The 15896-nt window shown below is 60.4% G+C and carries 14 protein-coding genes; 6 read left to right on the top strand and 8 right to left on the bottom strand.

The features are described 5' to 3' along the window. Positions 1-343: 343 nt before the first annotated feature. The 3 genes from VL598_RS13320 (at position 344) to VL598_RS13310 (ending at position 2720) form a co-directional block, all read left to right on the top strand. Positions 344-874, top strand: a complete 531-nt coding sequence (locus tag VL598_RS13320; protein WP_325327200.1) for a hypothetical protein — start codon at positions 344-346, stop codon at positions 872-874. Positions 875-944: 70 nt separating this feature from the next. Further along, on the top strand, positions 945-1532 hold the full coding sequence (locus tag VL598_RS13315) for a hypothetical protein (protein WP_325327199.1): 588 nt from the start codon (positions 945-947) through the stop codon (positions 1530-1532). 324 nt (positions 1533-1856) lie between these two features. Next, positions 1857-2720: a hypothetical protein gene (locus VL598_RS13310; protein ID WP_325327198.1), complete on the top strand. Its 864-nt coding sequence runs from the start codon at positions 1857-1859 to the stop codon at positions 2718-2720. Between the two features lie 78 nt (positions 2721-2798). On the opposite strand, the gene VL598_RS13305 is transcribed toward VL598_RS13310, so the two are convergent. From VL598_RS13305 to VL598_RS13290, 4 genes are all read right to left on the bottom strand, one after another. Beyond that, positions 2799-3620, bottom strand: coding sequence for an ABC transporter permease subunit (locus VL598_RS13305; RefSeq protein WP_325327197.1), 822 nt, complete (start codon positions 3618-3620; stop codon positions 2799-2801). Next, positions 3617-4546, bottom strand: coding sequence for an ABC transporter permease subunit (locus VL598_RS13300; RefSeq protein ID WP_325327196.1), 930 nt, complete (start codon positions 4544-4546; stop codon positions 3617-3619). The genes VL598_RS13305 and VL598_RS13300 overlap by 4 nt, the downstream gene beginning before the upstream one ends. Next, a complete protein-coding gene (locus VL598_RS13295; RefSeq protein WP_325327195.1) occupies positions 4543-5697 on the bottom strand; it encodes an ABC transporter ATP-binding protein in 1155 nt (384 codons plus the stop codon). Before VL598_RS13295 ends, VL598_RS13300 begins: the two co-directional genes overlap by 4 nt. Positions 5698-5832: 135 nt before the next feature. Then, positions 5833-6933 carry a polyamine ABC transporter substrate-binding protein gene (locus tag VL598_RS13290; protein ID WP_325327194.1) on the bottom strand — a complete coding sequence of 367 codons (1101 nt, stop codon included), beginning with the start codon at positions 6931-6933 and terminating at the stop codon, positions 5833-5835. A gap of 441 nt (positions 6934-7374) precedes the next feature. Here VL598_RS13290 and VL598_RS13285 point away from each other — a divergent pair, with 441 nt between their 5' ends. Continuing rightward, a complete protein-coding gene (locus VL598_RS13285; protein WP_325327193.1) occupies positions 7375-7578 on the top strand; it encodes a DUF1289 domain-containing protein in 204 nt (67 codons plus the stop codon). Between the two features lie 131 nt (positions 7579-7709). Here the strand turns inward: VL598_RS13285 and VL598_RS13280 are convergent, their stop codons facing one another. The 3 genes from VL598_RS13280 to VL598_RS13270 form a co-directional block, all read right to left on the bottom strand. Beyond that, positions 7710-9152, bottom strand: coding sequence for an aldehyde dehydrogenase family protein (locus VL598_RS13280; protein ID WP_325327192.1), 1443 nt, complete (start codon positions 9150-9152; stop codon positions 7710-7712). A 755-nt stretch (positions 9153-9907) separates the two neighbouring features. Beyond that, a complete protein-coding gene (locus VL598_RS13275; protein WP_325327191.1) occupies positions 9908-11500 on the bottom strand; it encodes an ABC-F family ATPase in 1593 nt (530 codons plus the stop codon). A 63-nt stretch (positions 11501-11563) separates the two neighbouring features. Further along, a complete protein-coding gene (locus VL598_RS13270) occupies positions 11564-13915 on the bottom strand; it encodes an AsmA family protein (protein ID WP_325327190.1) in 2352 nt (783 codons plus the stop codon). 222 nt (positions 13916-14137) lie between these two features. Here VL598_RS13270 and VL598_RS13265 point away from each other — a divergent pair, with 222 nt between their 5' ends. Beyond that, complete coding sequence (locus VL598_RS13265) at positions 14138-14839, top strand: ABC transporter ATP-binding protein (protein WP_325327189.1); 702 nt, start codon at positions 14138-14140, stop codon at positions 14837-14839. Then, positions 14836-15645 carry an ABC transporter permease gene (locus VL598_RS13260; protein WP_325327188.1) on the top strand — a complete coding sequence of 270 codons (810 nt, stop codon included), beginning with the start codon at positions 14836-14838 and terminating at the stop codon, positions 15643-15645. The genes VL598_RS13265 and VL598_RS13260 overlap by 4 nt, the downstream gene beginning before the upstream one ends. A 117-nt stretch (positions 15646-15762) precedes the next feature. Here VL598_RS13260 and VL598_RS13255 read toward each other — a convergent pair whose 3' ends face one another. Then, a complete protein-coding gene (locus tag VL598_RS13255; RefSeq protein ID WP_325327201.1) occupies positions 15763-15885 on the bottom strand; it encodes a DUF6013 family protein in 123 nt (40 codons plus the stop codon). Between the last annotated feature and the right edge of the window lie 11 nt (positions 15886-15896).

Genomic DNA, 15896 nt, shown 5'->3' with positions numbered 1-15896 from the left:
TCTCATACATAGCATGTATGAGGTCGCACAGACCAGCCCCTCGAGTGCGCCATACATTACGCCACTCCAGCGTTCATCGCGTTTATCCGCTGACGAAACCAGCTTGTCATGCTTGTCATGTTTGTCACCGGCCACGCCGCCCGACACCACATCGAAAGCAAGTCGTTCCTTAGCCGCTGCTGCGACAGCGCTCGCCTATGCGCATCCGGCAGAACGAGGTAGGCGTGCAAGATTTGACTGAAGGTTGAGTAGCGAGTCAGCCGCGACGTCGATGGAGAACAACGAGGTGAACGGGCGCGGCCTCTGACAATGCATTTCGCTCCCACCTACTTAGGACTCCGAAATGAATAAGCAATTCGCACTGACGGTGATGGCACTGACCGTATCGGCCTATGCATTGGCAGGTGGGCCTGGACAATCGCCATCGTCGAGCAACGGTAACAGTGCTGCGGGGGGCGCATTTATCGCTGGCGGATTCGTCGGCACAAACGCGGCGAACTCTGCGGTCCAAGGCACCTACAGCGCCTCGTTCTCTGGACCGGGCCAAAGCAGCGGTCGCTTTGTCGCGGGCAATCAAAGCTATGCCAACACGTCCGCGGGCTATGGCACGGTAAGCAAGATCGATGGCCAGGGCAACAATCAGCATGGCCAGGATAACTATGGAAGCACGTTTTCCATTTCGAGCAGCACAGGCTCGGAAAACTTCGGCTCCAGCAAATTTAGCGCATCGGGCAATGGCCAATCAGACCAGAGCGTGTCGGCGAATGCGACAGGTAACGCTACCGCAGACGTCGGGTTGATCGGCCAAGCAGGGGCCGGCTTCGGCAGTTTCGGCGGCTCCAGCGACAAATCGTGGGGCCACAACGGCTGGTAATCGGCCGACGAAGCCCAAGGTAATTGGAATGACGGGGGCCGGGCGCCCGGCTTTGCAAAAGGAGAACAACATGAAATACGTTGTTGCCATTGTCACCGTGCTATTAAGCGGTGGCGCGATGGCACAGACCAATGGAACGATAACGACCGGCACGCAGTCGAATGCCCAGCAAGCGACGAACGTCAACGTGAACGTCGAGGCCGGTGCGGCCGGTGCGAGCAACCTGGGCCTTCCGGCGCAAACCGCCGTGGCCTATTCCGGTTCGTACACGGTCAAGAGCGCACCAACGGTCTACGCGCCCTCGCTGACCGCGTCGGTCACGGAAACCTGCTGGGGCTCAGTCTCCGCGGGCGTTTCAGTCGTGGGGGTCGGCGCAACAGGTGCGGCGACGATCAAGGATCTGGACTGCAACCGCCGGCTCAATGCAGCCGTCGCGTGGCGGATGGATCGCAAGGACATCGCGTTCAACATCATGTGCCAGGACGATTCGTTCAGAGCTGCGGCGGCAAAGACGAATGCGCCTTGCGTCGAGGACACGTCCGCATCGACGGCGATGATCGCGCCGAAGACTGATCCGAACCTCGTGCCCGCCCCGGGCGTGCCAGGCATGTTGCAGTACCGCCTGGCAGATACCGCGCATGCGGCATCACCGAAGTAATGGGTGAAGTGAGACTGCGCCGTCTTCGCCTTCATGAGCGGTTCGGCCCGGTATGGGCTGAACCGCCAATCGCGTTGCGATGGGACAGTCGGCGCTCAATCGCCGACCGACTGTGCGCGACGACAACTCGCGCTACCTGTCCGCACTTATCCGCCTCGACGCCAACGAATTAGCGGCAGCCAACATCTTCTTGCTCAAATATTGGAAATTCGCGGCACAAAGCGCGAATTTCAGCGATATGTGTATTCGATGCGGCTGTCTATAATTCCATCGACCTTCGCGCCGAAATTGACCTAAGCGGCCGCCTTCCGATGTACGGGAAAAATGACGAAATTTTTCGACCAGCGATCCCGCAGGCATAGCTGGGTTGCATCCAGCAACAACGCGCAGGACATTAACTCGGCCACCGAGGTCAAAGGCAGCACGCATGCATCACCGGCCTTAAAGCATCTGGATTGGCTCAATCTTCATTACGCTCGCTTTCCTGCGCCCGCCCAACTGGCGAGCCGCATCAGCAATCCGCAAGCACCGCCCAGCACAGCCCTTCGCAGTAGATGGCAAACGCCTCGCGTTTTTAGCTCTGAATTCCATCCGACGATGGCGGAGGGCTTCGCTGCAGCTTCTGCGTTGGGAGGTGGATTGATATTTCCACCGTTCAGCAACCTCGCAACCGGGTTATCTGGAGCAGCGTTGTTCGGCAGTGCGCTGCGGGGAAGCCAGAATTTCATTCGGGCGCCGCGTAGCAAATTGGCGGACGCGTTTGATCTCACGAACATCGTGGCCGGATTAAATACCGCTTACACTGCGTTTCCGCTGCCGCAGTGGAGTCATGCCAATTTTGCGTCTGCCACGTTGACGGCGATAGGCGCGATGCCCAGTTTGTATCGGGGACTCTCCGGCACCGCGCACAACCGTGCTACCAGTGCGCTTCGCTTGCTCAGCGGCATGGGGTATGTCACCAGCGCCGGTTTGGCACTCCAGTCCGGCAGACACTCCAGCAACGGCGACTCCATGAGCGCCGCGCGCGATGCCAACCTCTCCAACCTGGCGTGGTTGGCGGCATGGAGTCTCTCCGCAGCAGCCGACTATACGGAGGCGAGAAACACGGGAAACGACGCGTCTCGGCCCCCTTCCACCCCGCTACTCGAAGAGGCAAACTCCCCATACCAGTGGGCCCCGTCGAAGTAGCGGTCTCGCCTGAAAGAACCGATTTAGCGAGTCGACATCGTTACCGTATCCGCGACGTTGCCGCCAGTAATGCCTGTTTCAGGCCACCATCGCCATGCGCTTCTTTTCCGCTCTGAGCATGAAGTAATTGATGACCACAACCCCGATCGTCACAACGGCGATGAAGAGCGTTGCGAGCGCGTTCATCTCGGGATTGAGGCCGAGGCGGACACGTGAAAACACGACGAGCGGCAGTGTCGTGGAACCGGGGCCCGAGAGGAACGCGGAAAGCACAAGGTCATCGAACGACAGCGTAAATGACAGCAGCCACCCGGCCATCAGCGCTTGTGAGATGAGCGGCAGGGTGATCGTGAAGAACACCTTGAGCGGTGTCGCGCCGAGATCGAGCGCCGCTTCTTCAAGCGACGGATTGAGCTCGCGCACGCGCGACTGAACGACGATCGCTACATACGACATGCAGAGCATGACGTGCCCGATCCAGATCGTGAGAAGTCCCCTCCCCTCGGGCCAGCCAAGCCATTTGCCCATCTCGATGAAGAGCAGTAGCAACGAGATGCCCTGGATCACCTCGGGAATGACGAGCGGCGCGTTGATCATCGCGGTGTACAGCGTGAAGCCGCGGAACCGGCCCATGCGCGCAAGCACGAAGCCCGCCCAAGTGCCGATGAAGACCGATGCGAACGCGGTCAGAAGCGCGATGCGCAGCGAGAGCCAAAACGATCCGATGAGCTCGTCGTCTTGGGCAAGCGCAGCGTACCAGCGTGTCGAAAAGTGTGTCCAGACCGTGACGAGTTGCGATTCGTTGAACGAGTAGACGATCAGGCTCAGGATCGGAACGTAGAGAAACACGAAGCCGATCCCGAGCGCGATCAGCTGCAATGTGCGGTTCGGTTTGGTCATCGGCGTGTTTCGAGTTGTCGGGCCTGGTAATACTGAAAGATCGCCATCGGCACGAGCAGCAGCAGCACCATCGCACAGGTGACGGCGGAAGCCATCGGCCAGTCGGCGTTATTGAAGAACTCGTTCCACATGACCCGGCCGATCATCAACGTGTTCGCGCCGCCGAGCAACTCGGGAATCACGTACTCGCCGACTGCGGGAATGAACACCAGCAGGCAGCCTGCGATGATGCCGTTCTTCGAAAGCGGCAGCGTGATCTGCACAAAGGCTTTCCACGGCTTCGCCCCGAGATCGTACGCTGCTTCGAGCAGCGTCAAGTCCATTTTGACGAGGTGGGCGTAAAGCGGCATCACCAGGAACGGCAAGTAGGAGTAGACCATGCCGATGTACACCGCTACGTTGGTTCGGTAAAGCTCGATCGGCGCGTGGATGAGCCCGATCGCCATCAGGAAATTGTTAAGCAGCCCGTTGTTCTTGAGGATGCCAATCCACGCGTAGACGCGGATCAGAAACGATGTCCAGAAAGGCAACATCACCGCCATCATGAGGAGGTTGCGCGAGCGCGGACTCGAGCGAGCGATGTAATAGGCCATCGGATAGCCGAGCAGCAGGCATAGCAGCGTCGTTACTGCCGCGACGACAACCGAGTTGACGTAGGTCGCGAAATAAAGACTGTCCGTGAGCAAGAACGCATAGTGCGCCAGGTTCAGCGAAATCTGGACAACACCGTCCTTGAAACTGGCGAGCTCCGTATAGGGCGGAATGCCGAGCTGCAGATCGGCGAAGCTGATTTTGACGACGAGCAAAAATGGCACGAAGAAAAACAGCAGCAGCCAGAGAAACGGTCCCGCGACGACGGCCGTCTTTCCGGTAAGCTTGAAACGCCGCGCAGGCCACGCGGCGAGCGAGATCAAGAGCTGTTTCATGCCGTCAGCACCACGCCAGCCGATGCGCTCCAACGCACGTAGATTTCGTCGTTCAAGCCCGGCGATTCGATTTCGGACAGAGCGAGACTCGATACGTTTGCGATTACGACTTTTCCCGAGTCCAGCTTGATGTGGTAAAGCGAGTAGCCCCCTAGATAGGCAATGTTCTCGACGGTACCGTGCCCCCAGTTGTATGCGCCTTCGGGCGGCTTGCGCGTGAGCGCGACACGCTCGGGGCGCACCGAGATCGTAACCGGCATGCCGAGCGGGCCAGTAATGCCGTGATTGACGTAAAGCCGGCACGGGAGATCGTCGGTCTCGACGAAGATATGATCGGGTTCGTCCTCGACAACACGACCTTCGAACAAATTCGTCGAGCCAATGAACTCGGCGGAAAAGCGTGAGGTTGGAAACTCGTAGACTTGGTGCGGTGTGCCCACCTGCACGATCTGCCCCTCGCTCATGACAGCGAGGCGGCTGGCCATCGTCATCGCCTCTTCCTGATCGTGCGTGACCATGATGCAAGTCACGCCGACGCGATCGAGAATGTTGAGCAGCTCAATCTGGGTGCGCTGGCGGATCTGCTTGTCGAGCGCCGACATAGGCTCGTCGAGCAGCAACAGCTTGGGCCGTTTAACGAGCGAGCGCGCGAGCGCGACGCGCTGCTGCTGGCCACCCGAAAGCTGATGAGGCTTGCGCTTGGCGAAGCGCGCCATTTGCACAAGGTCGAGCGCAGCCTGTACACGCTCTTTGAGCTCGGCCTTCGGAACACCTTCCTGCTTGAGTCCGAAAGCGACATTCGATTCGACCGTCATATGCGGAAAGAGCGCATACGACTGGAACATCATGTTGACGGGCCGCCGATAGGGCGGCATGAGCGCCAAGTCTTCGCCATCGATCAAAATCTGGCCGGAGGTTGCCGTCTCGAATCCGGCCAGCATCCTCAGCAGCGTCGATTTGCCACACCCCGAACTGCCGAGTAATGCGAAAAGCTCGCCCTTGGCCACCGACAAGTTGACGTTGCGTACGGCCACCGTCTCGTCGAACTTTTTCACTACGTCCACGATCTGGACAAAATTCTCGGCCGACGCATTGCTCGTCGACGTGGGACGCGCGGCGCTTGCCGCCTGCCGGCTCGACTGATCGCTCATGATCTCCTGCTTGACTCCAATCGTTTCACGAACAAAGCCCCCGGGCTGGTTCCGGGGGCTTCATGATGCTTGCTGCTTGCCGACTTTGACCGGGCGTCGCGTCGGCTCCTGCGTACTGTCTTGTCTATCGGCGTTTCAGCGGCCCGTCTTGAATTCGGTCCACAGCCGCGTTTGCAGCCGCTGAATATCAACGGGCAAGGGCTTGAGCAAGAAGAGCGTCTTGACCACGCTCTCAGGCGGATAGACAGCCGGGTCGTTTGCGATATCCGGATTCACGTACTTCTTGGCCTCGGCATTTGCCGTCGGGTAGAAGACGGTGTTGGTGATCGCCGCATTGACCTTCGGATCTTCGATGTAGTTGATCCACTCATGCGCGCCGTCCTTATGCGCTGCGTCCTTCGGAATCGCCATTACGTCGAACCAGACCGGGGCACCGCCCTTCGGTACGTAGTACTCGATCTTGAAAGGCTTTTTCGCATCCATCGCGCGGTGCTTGGCAATCACCACGTCGCCGGACCAGCCGTAGGCGAAGCAAATGTCCCCACCCACCATGTCGTTGATGTATCCCGACGAGTTGAACTGGGTGATGTAGGGGCGAATCTTCTTCAGCATCGCGAGCGCGGCGTCGTAGTCGGCCCGGTTCGTGGTGTACGGATCCTTGCCGATGTAGTGCAGCGCCGCAGCGAAGACCTGATCAGGCGCGTCGAGCATCGAGACGCCACAAGCCTTCAGCTTCGAAATGTTCTCGGGCTTGAACAGGATGTCCCAGTTGTCGAGCGGGACGTTTTGACCGAGGATCTGCTTGACCTTTGTCACGTTGTAGCCGAGACCCGTCGTCCCCCAAGCCCACGGCACCACGTACTGGTTGCTCGGATCGGCCCCGGCAACTAGCGACATCAACTCCGGATTGAGATACTTGAGGTTCGGCAGCTTTGACTTGTCTAGCGGCGCAAAGATGTTGGCCTGGATTTGCTTGCCGGCATAGTTGCTCGTCGGCACGACGATGTCATAACCCGAACTACCGGTGAGCAGCTTGGCCTGCAACGTGTCGTCGCTATCGTAGTTGTCGTACTTGACCTTGATTCCCGTCTGCTTTTCGAAATTGGGAATCGTGTCTTTGGCAATGTAATCGGACCAGTTATAGACGTTGAGCTGCGTGTCCTTCGCCATTGCCACCGACCACGGCGCAGCGACGACTGCCAACGCTGCGAGCCCGCTCATGACCTGTCTTTTCATTCCCTTCTCCGATCGGCCAGCCGGACCGGCCTTGTGCCCGCCCGATGCCGCAGCGCGACGCGCGCGGCCCCCTTGAAAAACCCGAAAGCTACCATCAATTGTCGCCCGCGACAAAATAAAGCCCAGTCGCGCGCCCACCTGTCACGCAGCATGCGCAGCAGCGCAGCGCGTGCAACACGTAAATCGGGCGCAATTGTAGCGAGTTGTTGGCGCGTGTCCACGGGGGAAAGTCGGTTTTCCGACTTCCGGTTTGTTACAGCGAGGCAATGCGTGCGTCCGCAGGCGCCGCGACGATACGCCCTTGACCGCGCCGGAGCTTCGTCACGACCGCAAAGTCCTCGCCCCCACAACCCCATAACGCGACGGGGGGCGCGACGGCAACCTTGTTCGCGCAATGAGTTACCATCTTTCGCGTACCGCGCTGCCACCGACAGATTTCAGATGCCTTCAGACCTCCACGACCGCCCCGACAGCCCCTGCATCGGCGTATGCTCCACGCTTTTCGACGACGTCTGCAAAGGCTGCGGCCGCACCGCAGTCGAGGTATCGAATTGGGTGTTCCTATCGGACGAAGAGAAACGCGCCGTGTGGTCGCGCATCGAACGCGAGGGCACGGCGATGCGATTCAAGTACGACAAGCTTTGAAAAGCGCATAAATCGCCGGGTTCCTGCCTCGTCGGCAAGGCGCGCGCAGTGGCGAAAAGCAGGGAGAAATGCCCCAGCAGGGCAAGCGCCACCGTAATCCACCGCTGTCACGCCCGCCGTCCGGCGACGGGTCAACGACCACTGGATTTCCCGACCTTGAACTGCAGCGACTTGTACTCGAGATACGCCTCGAGCCCATATCTGCCATTCTCGCGACCATACCCCGATTGCTTGAAGCCGCCGAATGGCGCTTCAATGTTCCAAGTGCCGCCGTTGATGTCGATCTGCCCGACGCGAATGCGCCGCGCGACTCGAAGGGCCCGCTCGTCGTTGCTGGCCCATACCGCGCCGGCAAGCCCATACTGGGAATCGTTGGCGATGCGCACGGCTTCTTCCTCGTCCTCATAGGTGAGGATCGACAGCACCGGCCCGAAGATTTCTTCTTGCGCGATCGTCGCCTTCGGATGCACTCGGCCGAACACCGTGGGTTTCACGAAAAAACCCTTCGAAATGCCGTTAGGCAGGCCCGCCCCCCCGGCGATGAGCTCGGCGCCTTCCTCGATACCACGTTCGATATAGGCGCGTACGCGCTCGAGTTGTGCGGCGCTGGCAAGCGGCCCAAGCCGTGTGTGCTCGTTGTGCGGGTCGCCCGGGACGTAGCCTTCTGCGGCGGCCTTCGCGAGCGCACACACCTCGTCGTAGCGCGACTCCGGCACGAGCATGCGCGAATGAGCGGAACACGCCTGCCCGGAGTTCAGATAACACGCGGCAACCGTGGTATTGACGGCAGTCGGAAAATCCGCATCCTCGAGAATGACCGAAGCCGATTTGCCGCCGAGCTCCAGTGCGATTCGCTTGACCGTAGCCGCCCCAAGCAGCGTGACGCGCTTGCCCGTGCGCGTGGAGCCGGTGAACGACACCATGTCGACAAACGGATGGCTCGCCACGATTTCTCCGACGACGGGCCCATAACCGCTCACAATATTGAAGACGCCGGCGGGCAGCCCCGCCTCCTCGACGGCCTCGGCCAACACGAAAGCGTTAAGCGGCGCAATTTCTGACGGTTTCACTACGACGGTGCAGCCGGCGGCAAGAGCCGGTGCGACTTTCAGCGTGATTTGATTGAGCGGATAATTCCACGGCGTAATGGCCGCGACTACCCCAACGGGTTCGCGCGCAACCAGCGAGTTGCCGAGGCGCTCTTCGAAAGGGAACTCGCGCACCCATTTTGCATACGTCTTCCAGTTGTAGAGCGCAGAACCCACCTGGATGGCACGCGCGAGCTTGATCGGCATACCGACCTCGCCACAGATGAGCTGCGCCAACTCCTCGGTACGCTTCTTCACCCCATCGGCAATCTTCTGCAGGTAATCGGCGCGTACGTCAGGTGCCGTTGCGGACCAGCCGTCGAAGGCCAGCTTGGCCGCTTCGACGGCGGCTTCCGCATCCGCCGCGCTGCCTTCTGGCACTCGGCCCATCACGCCTTCGGTACTTGAATCGATGACGTCGATCATGCCGTTCGCTGCCGGCTGCAGCCACTTTCCGCCGATGTATAGGTGCGAGAACGTTCTCATGGCGGATCCTCTGCCTTTTGGGTGGGATTCGCCTATTTTACTCAGTGTGACGGGAGCTATCCGTCGAGCGCGCTGCTGTACAACGCCTAGTCACAGCCAATTGACCAGCGAAACTTTAGCCAGTCAAAGACAGCACTTTACTGCTCGGCTGCGTTATTTGATCAACTGTTTATTTTTTATGTTGGCGATGCCACGCAAATTTCAGACTGCTTATATTTTTACTAATCTTTATCGATTAATGCGCTTGAGGCTCTTGACCCCATCCGAATTTTCCGAATAGCAAACCGCCGCTAGGCGCGACATTCCTTACCGGCCGTTAAAGGCAGTCTTAAGGCCTTGAAATTCGAGATCGTCGCCACTATACATCCAAACGTTTGCCGATGCGTGCATAATCAACCCCACACCTCGGTGACGAATGACATTCAAAATCCGGATTCTAATGACAGCGGCTTTTCTACGCCAATTCAATTACTTGACACGACGAGCATCAAGCAGTTCCGCCCGCAATCAGCAGCACTTTTGACGCGAGGTAGATCATGAAGAAGTCATTAATCGCCGCATTGACGTTCGCTGCCATATTTGCACTGGCAGGTTGTGATCACATGCCTTGGACGAGTAGCAATTCGAGTCAGCCGAGCTCTCAAGGCGGCGGCACAAGTCAGCAAGCACCAAAGTAGGCTATTGATCGCCTAGATCCATAGCTACCCGGGTAGGCGCTTGCCTACCCGTTGCGTTGGCTTGATTTTCAGGCGGCCTTACTGCAAGCCCTGGCTCGCCAGGAAATCCTCGTAATTCCCGCCAAAGTCGTGAACCGTGCCGTCCGTACGCACCTCGATAATACGGTTCGCCAGCCCGCTCACGAACTCTCGGTCGTGGGAAACGAAAACGAGCGTGCCGTCATATTTCTCGAGCGCGATCTGCAGCGATTCGATCGATTCCATATCCATGTGGTTCGTCGGCTCGTCCATCAGCAGCACGTTGTGCCGCCCAAGCATCAGCTTGCCCCAGATCATGCGGCCCTTCTCGCCCCCGGACAGCACCTTTACCGACTTCTTGATGTCGTCGGCGCCAAAGAGCAGCCGGCCGAGCGTGCCGCGCACCATCTGATCGTCGTCACCATCCTTACGGTAATCGTCGATCCAATCGGTTAGCGTCACGTCGTCAGGAAACTCCTCGTACGTGTCCTGCGGCATGTAGCCGATATTGGCGTTTTCGGCCCATTTGACACTGCCGGCATCGACCGCCAGCTGGCCGTAAAGCGAGCGCAAAAGCGTCGTCTTGCCCGCGCCGTTCTCGCCAATGATTGCAATCCGTTCGCCCGGTTGCACCGAAAGGCTCAGCTTCTCGAAGATCGTGCGATCAAAACGTTTCGCAATGCCTTCGGCCACCACGGCAATGTTGTGAAGCTTCTTCTCGTACTCAAAGCGAATGAACGGGTTCTGCCGTGATGAAGGCTTGAACTCCTCGATCTTGATCTTATCGATCTGCTTGAGGCGGCTCGTCGCCTGACGCGCCTTCGACTTGTTCGCCGAGAAACGGCGCACGAAGTCCTGGAGATCCGAAATGCGCTCCTTCGCCTTCGCGTTCGCCGCGGCCTGACGCTCACGCGCCTGTGCCGATGCGAGCATGTAGTCGTCGTAGGTGCCCGGATAAACCTTCAGCGTGCCGTAATCCATGTCCGCCATATGCGTGCAGACTTGGTTCAGGAAGTGACGATCGTGCGAGATGATGATCATCGTCGAGTTGTACTCGTTGAGCACGTTCTCGAGCCAGCGGATCGAATTGATGTCGAGGTTGTTCGTCGGCTCGTCGAGCAGCAACACGTCGGGATTTGAGAACAGCGCCTGCGCAAGCAGCACGCGCAACTTCCAACCCGGTGCGATGTTGCTCATCGGGCCAGTGTGATCTTCGATGCGAATGCCGATGCCGAGCAGCAGCTCGCCTGCGCGGGCCTCAGCCGTGTAGCCGCCGTACTCGGCGAATTTGCCTTCCAGCTCGGCCGCGCGCATGTAGTCGTCGTCCGTCGCCTCCGGGTTTGCGTAAATTGCATCACGCTCGGACATCGCGGCCCACATCTCGGTGTGCCCCATCATGACGACGTCGAGCACACGCATGTCCTCGTACGCAAACTGATCCTGTCGCAGCTTGCCGAGGCGCACGTTCGGCTCGAGCATGACGGTGCCTGAGCTCTGCTCGAGGTCGCCGCCCAGAATCTTCATAAACGTGGATTTGCCGCAGCCGTTCGCGCCGATCAGGCCGTACCGGTTCCCCTCGCCGAACTTGACTGAGATGTTCTCAAAGAGGGGCTTTGGCCCGAATTGCATGGTGATGTTGGCAGTAGACAGCACGGCGCGAGTCCTCGCATTGACGATCGACGAAAAACCAAGGATTTTAGCAAGCTTTCGTCAAAATCACCCACCTTGACCTGGGCTTTCGCTGCCGTTGGTTTGCACCGGCCGCGCAGGTCGCGCCGGTGCCGATGATGTCGATGGCGTCGGTTCCCCCGTCTTTGCCGCCCCCGGCGCAGGTGCGCGCGGCGCCTCGCGCAGCTGCGCAATCAATGCCGAACAAGGCACGGGCTGATCGCGGCTCGGTACGATAAGCGGAATCAGCGCCGCGAATGGATTGACAAAGCCGAGTGCCACCGCCGCTCCGGCGCGCAATGCCAGCGCACCTCTGCTGACGCCGACGTCCGGATCCTTGAACGTGCCCTTGACATAGAGCGGCGAGCGCAGCGAAAACACCCGCAACCCCTTTGTATGCGGGTGAATGGCAAGATCCATCGATTCATTGCGCAAATCAATGCGCCCGCTCATGTCAATCAACGCGTCGTCGGTATCGAGCGCGAACGTTCGGGCATCGAGCACGCCATCGTTGGCCACGAAGTCCGCCGCCGCGCACCGGATGTTGATGTCGTGCGCGCCGAACAGCCTCTCGTAGACGACGTTGGCAACGTTGAGCCCAGCCGCTTCCATCAGCAGCTGGCTTAGCTTGCCCTCGGTAACGAGCGCTTTCGCCTCCCCGTTGAGCGTCGCAGCGAGCGCGGCGGGAGAGTTGCCCGTCGCCGACAGCGCCGCATCGCCATTGAGCTCCCCAAGCGCCGACTGCATCGTTTTTTGCGATGGGAACAGTTGCCTCAACTTCAGGTGCCGGGCCGACATCGAGATGCGGGCGGTGGGCGGTACCGCACTGCCGTCGAGCGTGATGTTCGAATTCAACGTGCCGCCTGCAACGCCGAAACGCAGTGGTTCGAGCGTCAACACGCCGTCTTTCAACACGACGTGCGTGTAAACGTCATTCACCTGCAACTGCGGATTATTGACGATACGTCGGCCCGTAAATTTGAGGTCAACATCAATCGCGCGCCACCGCTCGCTCCGGAATGGCTCAACCGGCAGCGCCCGGCCCGCAGGCTGTTTCACCTTATTACCGCGCTGCGCCTTTCTCGCATTGGTGTGGGCACCGACGATCGAGGCCAAGTCCTCAAATCTCAGCAAATGGGAGACGACTTCCCCCTTGAGCAGAGAACGCTCGCTGCGGCGTTCGAAGCGAATTCTGCCGCTGAGGTCGCTATCGCCCATGTGCCCCGTGAAGCCGCTGTAGGTAAGCGAGATGTCATCGGGGCGGATATGGCCGGCAAGACGCCCGTCCGTCGCATAAGGCGGGGTGTCTGGCAATGGGATGCCCAGTATCGGATAAAGATGCGAGGCGCTTGCGCCCTGCAGCCAGAGCCTAAGATCGAGCGCCGCGAGGTGCAGCGGGTCGGTCAGCGTGCCAACGAGTGCAAGGCGCGTGTCTCCGATCTCGATGTCGGCCTGCAAGGGAAACGGCCGCGCTGGATCGCGTAGCGCCAGCACGCTGCCGATCTTGCCGCTACCCGCTACCGCAGTTTCCCGGTAGCGGCCTTTGGCGGTCAATCCAAGCGCATAAACCCCCGCTCCAGGTGACGTCTCGGGCGACGCTTCTGGCGATGTCGTGGCCGCATCGTCGCCAGTGGAACCCGCTGCGCCAGATGCGCGCTCGGCCGCCCATTCGGGAGCACTCGCCTGCGGCGCTCCTCCCTCGCCCGAGGCAGCATGCTTTTCCTGCTCCTCGCGCTTGCTCACTACGTGCGGCGCATTGTGGCGCGAAGACGCGCCCTGTTGCTTCAGCACGTCACCAATCGCGATCGGCTCGCCCAGCGTATCGACGTCAACCTGCAGATCGAGCTTGGCAAGCGCGTCCGAGAGCGTCAAGTTGCCCTTTTCGAAACCGAGGTTGCCGAGCTCGAGCGTCCAGCGCGACGGCTCTTGCGCTCGATGGAAAAGGAAAGCCCAGTTGTTACGTCCATCGGCCATACGCTCGAGATCGATCGACGGATTAACTAGATGGATGGAAGGCACGGAAATCGTGCGGGCAATAAGCGGCAGCACTTTCACGGCGAAAGAGATTGCGTCGACGTTCGCGAATTCCGGCCGCCGAGCCCACTCGGGATTGCCGATCATCACCTGATCGGCCGAAAATCGCGCCCACGGTACCCATGCACGCCAGCCTGTTTCGTCTACCGGACGCTGCCAGCCGACCCGCAGGTCGCCGTTGATCACGAAAGGACGCGCTAGCGCCTGCGAGACCTTGTCGTCGACCCACGGCCTCACATGGTTCCAGTTGAAGGTGGCGACGAAAAGCGCCAACGCTGCAAGCAGAATAAGGACAACTGCCGCCATCCAGGCGAAGATCTTGGCCACCTTGCGGGGAACGGATCGAGAGGGGCGAAGGACAGGCATACGGGCTCCGAAGCTCGGGCGCACGCGGCAGCCGGTGGGCAATCGGTGGGCTATCAGCGTAGAAGGAGGGCCTTTTCGGCCTGATCGGCAGCGTGTCGCTCCGCGACCGCCGTCTTGACTGAACCGTCACAACTGAGTTGCAGCAATACCCGTGCCGCCACGGCCTCGCCTATCATGGCGGACTACGCCGCCCAAGTTCGAACACATCGATTTTTATCGACGATGTCCCCCCTTTCTCCCCCACCGATCATCGAAGCGCACGGCATTGTCCGGTGCGATTCGCGCGCGGGCACAACCTTGCTCGCCGCGACGGACTTTTCCCTCGCCGCCGGCCAGCGCATCGCCCTCATGGGCCCGTCTGGCGCGGGCAAGAGCGTCTTTCTGCGTTCACTCGCCCTGCTCGACCCGCTCGATGGCGGCCGCATCGAGTGGCACGGGCAGCCCATCGAGCGTGCGACGATCCCGCTTTTTCGCAAAAGCGTCGCCTACGTCCGGCAACGGGCCGCCGTGCTTGACGGCACTGTGGAAGACAACCTGCGCTATCCGTTCTCCCTGAGCGTCTACCACGGGCTGCGTTTCGATCGCACACGTGCGGCGCGTCTCGCCGAGCGCGCCGGGCGAGCGCACGACTTTCTCGACAAGCGTGCAAGCGAGCTTTCGGGCGGCGAGGCGCAAATCGCGGCGCTGATTCGTGTACTCCAGCTCGATCCCGAAGTGCTGCTGCTGGACGAGCCGACCGCCTCCCTCGATCCCGAGTCCGCACGGGCCATCGAAGCGCTCGTCGCCGACTGGTTCGAGGCGTGCCCGGACAAGCGCGCGTCGATATGGGTGTCGCACGATCCCGCGCAGGCGGCACGCGTCAGCAATCGGCAGTTGACCATGCGCGCTGGGCATCTCGGCGAGACAGCGGAGCAAATACAGTGAACGCCCCCTTGCAGGACCTGAGTCTTTTCGACGTGGCAATCGCCACACTGCTCATCGTCATCAACGGTGCCGTGTCGATGGCACTGTCCCTCGGGCTCGGCCGACAGCTGGCACTCGCCGCCGTGCGTACCGTGGTGCAATTGCTCGCAATCGGCTATGTGCTCGGCTGGGTCTTTGCTTACGCTCGCTGGTACGCAGTGCTGCCGGTGATGGCGGTCATGACGATCATCGCCGGGTTGGCCGGCGCGTCGCGCGGTGCGCGGACTTACGTCGGACAGCGTGCTGACAGCATCGTTTCTATCTGGGTGAGTGCGTGGCTCGTCGCGGCTGTGGGCCTGTTCGCCGTCATCCGCATTCATCCCTGGTACGAGCCGCAGTACGCGATCCCCATTCTCGGGATGATCCTAGGCAACACGCTGACGGGCGTGTCGCTCGCCATCGAGCGCATGACCGAGGAGCTGACCGCGCGGCGCGATCGCGTCGACATGGCGCTCGCCCTCGGAGCCACGCGCTGGGAGGCGGCACAGGGGCCGGCGCGGCAAGCCGTGCGCGCAGGCATGATCCCGACGCTCAACCAGATGGCCGTAGTCGGCGTCGTCAGCCTGCCCGGAATGATGACAGGCCAGGTGCTCGCCGGGCAGTCACCGCTGCAAGCAGTCCGTTACCAGATCGTGATCATGTTTCTGATCGCGGCATCGTCGGCGCTCGGTACCGTAGGCGCCGTGCTGCTCACTTACCGGCGCCTTTTCAGCGCGGATCATCGGTTTCTCGCCTCGCGGCTTCTCGAACGCGGTAGGGCTCGCTGACAGCGAGCCTTATTGGAGGAAATAGCAAAAGGCCCGCATGCCGCACAGCGAAACCGCGCGACGACAACCCGAGTTGATCCGAACTGATCGCACCAGCGACGAGCGGCACCTCACGGTTCAACGCTTAGCCGATACCGTCACCCGGCTTCCGTCGTTCAGCGCAATGGTTTTCTGCGTACCGTCAGTCGGCATCGTAAACCGAACCACTTGACCCAGCGTTTTCGCGCGCGGGCATTGCAGCGTCTTTCCAC

Origin of the sequence: Trinickia sp., assembly GCF_035492435.1 — a bacterium.
Taxonomy (GTDB): domain Bacteria; phylum Pseudomonadota; class Gammaproteobacteria; order Burkholderiales; family Burkholderiaceae; genus Trinickia.
Note: the sequence above shows the minus strand (reverse complement) of the source record. Positions and strands in the feature narration are given on the sequence as shown.

Bases quoted from the DNA above. Each gene is read 5' to 3' on its own strand.
- VL598_RS13315 (WP_325327199.1), top strand. From the start codon at position 945: ATGAAATACGTTGTTGCCATTGTCACCGTGCTATTAAGCGGTGGCGCG.
- VL598_RS13285 (WP_325327193.1), top strand. From the start codon at position 7,375: ATGCCTTCAGACCTCCACGACCGCCCCGACAGCCCCTGCATCGGCGTA.
- VL598_RS13290 (WP_325327194.1), bottom strand. From the start codon at position 6,933: ATGAAAAGACAGGTCATGAGCGGGCTCGCAGCGTTGGCAGTCGTCGCT.
- VL598_RS13295 (WP_325327195.1), bottom strand. From the start codon at position 5,697: ATGAGCGATCAGTCGAGCCGGCAGGCGGCAAGCGCCGCGCGTCCCACG.
- VL598_RS13320 (WP_325327200.1), top strand. From the start codon at position 344: ATGAATAAGCAATTCGCACTGACGGTGATGGCACTGACCGTATCGGCC.
- VL598_RS13305 (WP_325327197.1), bottom strand. From the start codon at position 3,620: ATGACCAAACCGAACCGCACATTGCAGCTGATCGCGCTCGGGATCGGC.
- VL598_RS13270 (WP_325327190.1), bottom strand. From the start codon at position 13,915: ATGCCTGTCCTTCGCCCCTCTCGATCCGTTCCCCGCAAGGTGGCCAAG.
- VL598_RS13265 (WP_325327189.1), top strand. From the start codon at position 14,138: ATGTCCCCCCTTTCTCCCCCACCGATCATCGAAGCGCACGGCATTGTC.
- VL598_RS13310 (WP_325327198.1), top strand. From the start codon at position 1,857: ATGACGAAATTTTTCGACCAGCGATCCCGCAGGCATAGCTGGGTTGCA.
- VL598_RS13280 (WP_325327192.1), bottom strand. From the start codon at position 9,152: ATGAGAACGTTCTCGCACCTATACATCGGCGGAAAGTGGCTGCAGCCG.
- VL598_RS13300 (WP_325327196.1), bottom strand. From the start codon at position 4,546: ATGAAACAGCTCTTGATCTCGCTCGCCGCGTGGCCTGCGCGGCGTTTC.